This is a genomic window from uncultured Rikenella sp. (assembly GCF_948810725.1).
GTDB lineage: Bacteria > Bacteroidota > Bacteroidia > Bacteroidales > Rikenellaceae > Rikenella.
Window position 1 is genome coordinate 1 of sequence record NZ_CAQIVA010000069.1, and the last position, 6,548, is coordinate 6,548.

Consider the following 6,548-nt stretch of genomic DNA (forward strand, 5'->3'; position numbering starts at 1 on the left):
CTTGTCTATCACGTTGTAGTGTTGTTTGACGACTGCTTTTACGGCAGTGATAGACGGCCCATCCCATCACGGGATGGGCTTTTTTATTGTCCTTTCAGCCGGTTGGGGTCTCTCTACTTTCGCCCTAAAACTCGGGCAGTATGGGACGAAAGAAAGAGCAGGCCGTTGTCGACGTGGTCATCAACAACGAACAGGCGCGGCGTAAGGTGAAAGAACTCTCCGCCGATCTGGATGATCTGCGTAAGAAGCGGCGGGAAGCCCTGAAGGGGGGAAACACCTCCGGGGCTGCGGCTTACGACAAAGAGATCAAGGCCCTGCAAAAGGAGCTGAACCAGTACAAAAAGACCGTGGTCGATGTGGATCACGTGCTGCGGAATCTCAACAAAGTCCCGCTCAACCAGCTCGAAGATGCCCAGCGGAATCTGCGCAAGAACCTCAAACTCCTGAACCAAGATTCGAAAGAGTACAAGGCGACGCTGGAGAAGCTGAACCGGGTGCAACGGCAGATCGACACCGCGCAAAAGCAGATGCAGGCCTCCGGGAAAGGGTTCATGGGGAGCCTCGGCAGCGCGTTGCCGCTCGGCCTGACGGCGATGTTCTATTCTGTCAGCCGGCTGATCGTACCCTTCAAGAATTTCCAATACATGATGGCCAAGGTGGGTGCCGTGTCGAACGCCACCGGAGGGCAATTCAAGGAGCTAAAAGAGAACGCCAAGGAGCTCGGCGCCTCGACCGAGTACACCGCTACGCAGGTCGCCGAGTTGCAGCTCAATTATGCCCGTCTCGGCTTCACCCCCGGGCAGATCCTGCAGATCACCTCCGCCACCCTCGACCTGGCCACCGCCACCGGTTCCGGCCTCGCCTCTGTCGCCGACGTCGCCGGGTCGACTCTGCGGGCTTTCGGATATGACGGTTCGCAGATGACCCGCGTGGTCGACGTGATGGCCGCATCGTTTAACAAATCGGCCCTCGACTTGGGGTACTTCTCCGAGTCGATGAAGTACGTTGCTCCGATCGCCGCCAAAGCCGGTGTTTCGCTGGAGCAGACCACTGCCATGCTCGGTATCCTCGCCGACCGGGGTATCCGCGGGTCGCAGGCCGGGACGGCCCTTAAACGCATTTTGTCCGAGATCTCCACCGAGGGCAAAAGCGTCTCCGAAGCCCTCGTCGATCTGAACGAGAAAGGGCTGACACTGGCCGACGCCGAGGACGAAGTCGGGAAGTACGCCATGACCGCTTTGACCGTCCTCGCCGACAACGCCCCCGCCGTCGAGGGACTGACCACCGCCCTGAACAACTCCGCCGGCGCCGCCGAGCACGCCGCCGCCATCATGCGTGACAACATACAGGGCGACCTCGATACCTTCAAGAGCAAACTCGAGGGATTGATTATCCGCCTCGGCGACGGGCTGAACCCCGTGATCCGCGGCACCATCCAGCTCTTCACCGCGCTGCTGACTCCGCTCTCCGTCCTCGGTGTCGCCTTTGCCGCCTGGTTCGTCAGTCTGAAGGCCGGTCGGGCCGCCGTCGAAGCCTACAACGTTGCCAAACGCCGTTTTGCTGCCGGGACGAAAGATGCCACCCTCTCGCTGGTCTCCGAGACCGCCGCGATGAATGTCAATACGATGGCCGCCAAGCGTAACCTCGTGCAGATCCGCAGCATGCCCGCCGCAACGAAAGCGTGGGCCGCGGCGAAACTCCTGCTGGCGGGGAACTTCCGGGCGGCGGGCGTAGCCGCCAAAGCATTCTTCGCCTCGATCGGGCCGATCGGGTGGATCGCGATGGCGATCGGCTTGGCCGTCGGAGCGATGGCCGCCTTCTCCGGCGCGACCAAAAAGGCGAGCGAGGCCAGCTCACAGCTGGCACTGGAACTGTCGCAGGAGCGGGCCACGCACGACGACCTGAAACGGGCCGTCACCGAGAGCGCACAGGGATCGCAGACGCGGGCCGAGGCGATCCGGCTCATCAACGAGCGGTACAAAGAGTACCTGCCGTACCTCATATCGGAAAAGATGAGCAACGAGGAGGTTGCCGCGGCACTGGACTACGCCTCGCAGAAGATGGAGGAAAACATCAAAATGAAGATCCGGGCGCAGGAGGCCGAGAAATTACAGAAAGAGATGCTCGATGCGGAGCGCGGCGCATTGGATAAACTGATGGAGGCTTATTTGTCGCGCGGCGACAAAACCAAGGAGCAAGTCGCGCTGGCGCAACAGCAGCTCGGTGCACTGGTCGTTCAGTTGGAGAAGACCGGCGACAAGGCCGCTTTCGTAGCCGGAGCCGCCCGGGTGTTCGGTATGAGTGTGGAGGAGATGAACTCTGTCATCACGACCTCTGTGCAGGCCACCTCTGGAGCCTACACCCATACGGCTCGCAAATACGGATTTCTCGTCGATCAGGTCGAGGCGGCCTTCGATAAGGTAACCGAAGCCGCCCGCAAAACGAAAGAGGAGCTGGGCCAGCTGGACGCGCTGGTAGGCAACTCCTCGGCCAACCCCTACCAGACAATGACCCTCGACCAGTTGAGCGCGGCGTTAAGTACAGTCAATTCCAAACTGTCCATGAAAAACGCACTGACTGCTGAACAGCGCGTGGCGGCGGAGGCGGAGCGAAAAGAGATTCAGGAGCAGTTGCGTGTCCGGAAGTTGCAGGCACAAGCCGACAATACTTATATCGGCGTTCTGAACCGCTTGAAGAAAGAGAAGCAGGAGTTGGAAGCCCAGCTGAACAGTACCGACGGGGCGAACAAGAAAGAGATCTCCCGGATTCAGGCCCTGATCGCCGCCAAGCAGAAAGAGATCGATTTATATGAGAACAAGAAGACTACGAATAAGACAGGGAGACAATGGTCAATCTCTTCCGACGAGTCTTATCTGAAAGCTAAGGCCGAGCTCCGGGAGAAACAGATGAGCGGCGAGATCGCCACCGAGGAGGAGTACAGCCGCCGGCTGCTCGCATTAGAGATCCAAACCCTCGAAAAGCGGATCGAGGCCGGCAAAGAGAAAGGTTCCGACCTCGCCAAGCTCGAAGAGCAGCTGCTCGACAAACGTTACCAGCAGCAGAAGGCCGCCCGCGACCGGGAGAAGAAATTGCTTGAGATCGCCGCGCAGGGCGACAGCGCCGAGGACAAAGAGAACGACGCCTACGAGAAGCAGTTGCGGGATCTCGGCCTCTTCGGGCGGGAGCTCGAGGAGATGACCGCCAACGAACAGGCCGCCTACCTCCAGTTGAAACGTTCGCACTACGAGAAGTTGAGTTCGATCTACGTCGATGAGCTGTCGAAAGAGCTGAGCAAGCAGCAAAAGGCGATCCAGCGCAAGGCCACAGCCGAAAAGCAGGCGCATAACGATGAGTTGGCCGCTGCGGATACCTTCGAGAAGAAGAAAGCATTGCTCCGGAAGTGGTACAGCGAGGAGGAGCTGCGGCGTGTGCGAACGGACAAACAAGCCGACTCGATGCTGAAGCGGCAGTATGCCGCCGAGGAGCAAGCCGCCCTGAAAACCGACCTCGAAAAGATGCTCGCCACCTATCAGGCCATTGTCGAGGAGGTCGGCGAAACCGGTCTGTTGGCCAACGGCGTCGCCGCGACGGAGAAAGACATCGAACGGTTGCAGAAGATCATCGACGACATGAAGAAGCAGCTGGCCGAACTGGGGGCGACCCCTCCTCCGACCCTCGGCGGGGAGGATACAAACGACCCCCGGAACAATGTCGATGTGTTGGGGATGACTCCGGACAAGTGGAAGAAGTTTTACACCAACCTGAAGGATGGGAAGTTCGGGATGGAGGAGATATTGGCCGTGGCGGGCGCGATCGGCTCGGCGTTCTCCGATGTCAGCAACCTGATGACCGCGATGGAGCAGCGGGAGCTGAAGAACTACGAGAAGGCGCAGAATAAGAAAAAGCAGTTGCTCGAACGGCAGCTGAAGAGCGGCACTATCTCGCAAGAACGTTACAACGAAGCCGTGCAGCGGTTGGACGACGAGACCGAGGCCAAGCGGGAGGAGATCGAGCGGAAGCAAGCCAAACGCGACAAGGCGCTGGCCGTTTTCAACAGCCTGATCAATACGGCAGTGGCTGTTACTGCGGCTTTGCAAGTTCCGTTTCCAATGGGTGAGATTTTGGCCGGAATCGTAGCGGCATTGGGGGCCGTCCAGACCGCCGCGATCCTCGCCACCCCGCTGCCCGGAGCAGAGGAGGGCGGGCCGATCGGCGTCATCCGGGAGCAGGACGGCAAGCGGTTCGACGCCGAGTTCTCGCCCCGCAAGCGCGGCTTCGTCCACCGGCCTACCGTCATTCAGACCTCCGGCGGCCGGCCCGTGCTGACCGGCGAGGCCGGTACCGAATACGTCGTGCCGAACGACCTGCTGCGGGTGCCGGAGGTGGCCAGCATGGTGAACCTGATCGAAGCCGCGCGGCTGCGCGGCTCGTTCCGCCCCGTGAACCTCTCCGCCGCGATGGCCGCCGGCGGAATCCCCGGCCGCGAGAGCGGCGGATACGTCGGTCGAGGCTCCTCGACAAACGGGGCCTCCGAAAACGACGCGTCCGGTACCACCGTCACCGCTTACGACGCCGAGCTGTTGCGCGAAGTGCGCGATGTCGTCGGCAAGCTCAGCCGACAGTTGGATAAACCGCTCCCTGTGTTTCTCTCCATCTACGGCCGCGACGGACTATTCACCATCCAAAAGAAGATCGAACAGCAGCAGCGCCGCGCCGGCATCGGCGGGCGGGCCAAGTAACCCCTAACGCGAGAACCTTATGTTACAGATATACGTAGACGACCGTCCCATCGACCTGAGCGACGACATCAGCATCGACCTCGTGTTCGAGAACCCGCTCTTCTCCAGCGATCGGATCCCCGCCACCTACTCCCTGAGCTACGACCTGCCGTTGACCCCGCGCAACCGGCAGGTGTTCGGCAACCCCGACCGGGTGGCGGCCGCCGGCGACCGCTTCCGGGAGCGGCCCGCCCGGATCCTCTTCGCCGGTCTTGAGATCGCCAGCGGCGTGCAGACCATCGAGGAGATCTCTGGCGTCATTACGGTGAATTTCTCCGGCAGCGTCCTCCCCGCCGCCCTGAATCGGAAACTCTACCACGTCGAGATGGACAAAATACCGCTCTCCTACAACGGGTCGTTTGCACAAGAGACCTCGATGGTCGTCTGGGACGGGATCCTGCGGGAGAACATGAAAGACCCGGACGCCCCATTTTTCGCCCCGCCCCTCGCGATCAAAGATGCGGAACCGGTGGAGCCCGATCCGGACAACCCGGAAGACAGCTTCCTGACGACCCGCCGGTCGTTCGTCAACCTCGTGGACCAATCTCTGAATTACATCCATTTCCGGCAAGGCAGCGGGAACTGGTATATGCTCAAGATCCTGCCAGCCGTCAAGGTGTGGTATCTTTTCGACAAGATCTTCGGTGACCGGCTGGAACGTAACATCTTCAAGGAGGGCGAGTGGAGCAAGCTCTGCCTGCAGACGCTATGGCATCCCGACTACAAGCTCACTGATAACCTCCCGCCGTGGACGCCGGACAAAGACGCATGGGGAAAACCCGGTTATGCCGTTTGGCTGCGGGACTTTATGCCTGACGTCTGGTCGGCCGACTTCGTCGTGGAGATGCTCAAACTCCCGTGTGCCTCGATGTACGTCCGCGGCGATCGCTTCTCGATCGAGAGCAACACCGACGTATTGAGCCGCAATGTCGTTCGGGACATTCGATTGGAGGAGGGATACACGATCAGCCGGGAAGCCGGTCAAAAGTACGTGCTGGGACACTCCGAGGCGTCGAACGACTTGGAGCCTGCCGATGTTGAGATCCGGGAGACCTCAAGCGTCGTGGAAGGCATGAAAGTCATGGACGGCAGTGTCTACGTCTCCGCCTTTCGGAGTCGGTATCCGCCGCAGGTGCTGCAGGCCGACAGTGAATCGGTGCCGCACCTGACAATCGTTAAAGCCTACCGGGCCGAAGAGGAGGAGGCCGAGGAGTCGGATGTCGAAGAACCGGCCACGTACGACATGACGATTCAGGCCCAGGTGGTCCAATGCAACGTCCACCGCTGGTTGTACAACGATGCCGACCTTGAGGGGGATCGAGTGGAACGCTTCTACATCCCGGAGATCGAGCGTATCGAAGCCAAACGCCCCGACACGATCTTGCTGGGCTTGTATCAGGGCATCCATGACGCTATTCGCTATCATGGCGAGACATGGCACTACCCCTACATGTCCTCGTCGAACTACAATGCCTACGGAGAGAAGTTGGGAGAGCTCTCCTTGGACCGGGACCGGCTGTCGGAGTTTTCGGCCCGCCACACCGCCTTTAAGCAGTGGATCGAGCGAGACAAGTTGGTCATCACGGGTCAGACGTATTTCACGGCGCTCGACCTGCACGAACTCGACCTGCGAGACAAGTTTACTTTCCACGGGCGCCGTTTCTTCATCCGGACGATGAACATCTCGCTCAAGAAGAACACCATCGAGCCCGCCGAGGTCGAACTCGTAGAGGTGTAAAATGATTATCTTTGGGCATTACACGTTAATAC

The 6,548-nt window shown here is 60.0% G+C and carries 2 protein-coding genes; both read left to right on the forward strand.

Annotated features, from left to right (window positions below; genetic code table 11):
* Positions 1–140: 140 nt before the first annotated feature.
* Positions 141–4,739, forward strand: coding sequence for a phage tail tape measure protein (locus Q9S52_RS10210; RefSeq protein WP_304709035.1), 4,599 nt, complete (start codon positions 141–143; stop codon positions 4,737–4,739).
* A 19-nt stretch (positions 4,740–4,758) separates the two neighbouring features.
* Positions 4,759–6,516, forward strand: a complete 1,758-nt coding sequence (locus Q9S52_RS10215) for a hypothetical protein (RefSeq protein ID WP_304709036.1) — start codon at positions 4,759–4,761, stop codon at positions 6,514–6,516.
* Positions 6,517–6,548: the final 32 nt, after the last annotated feature.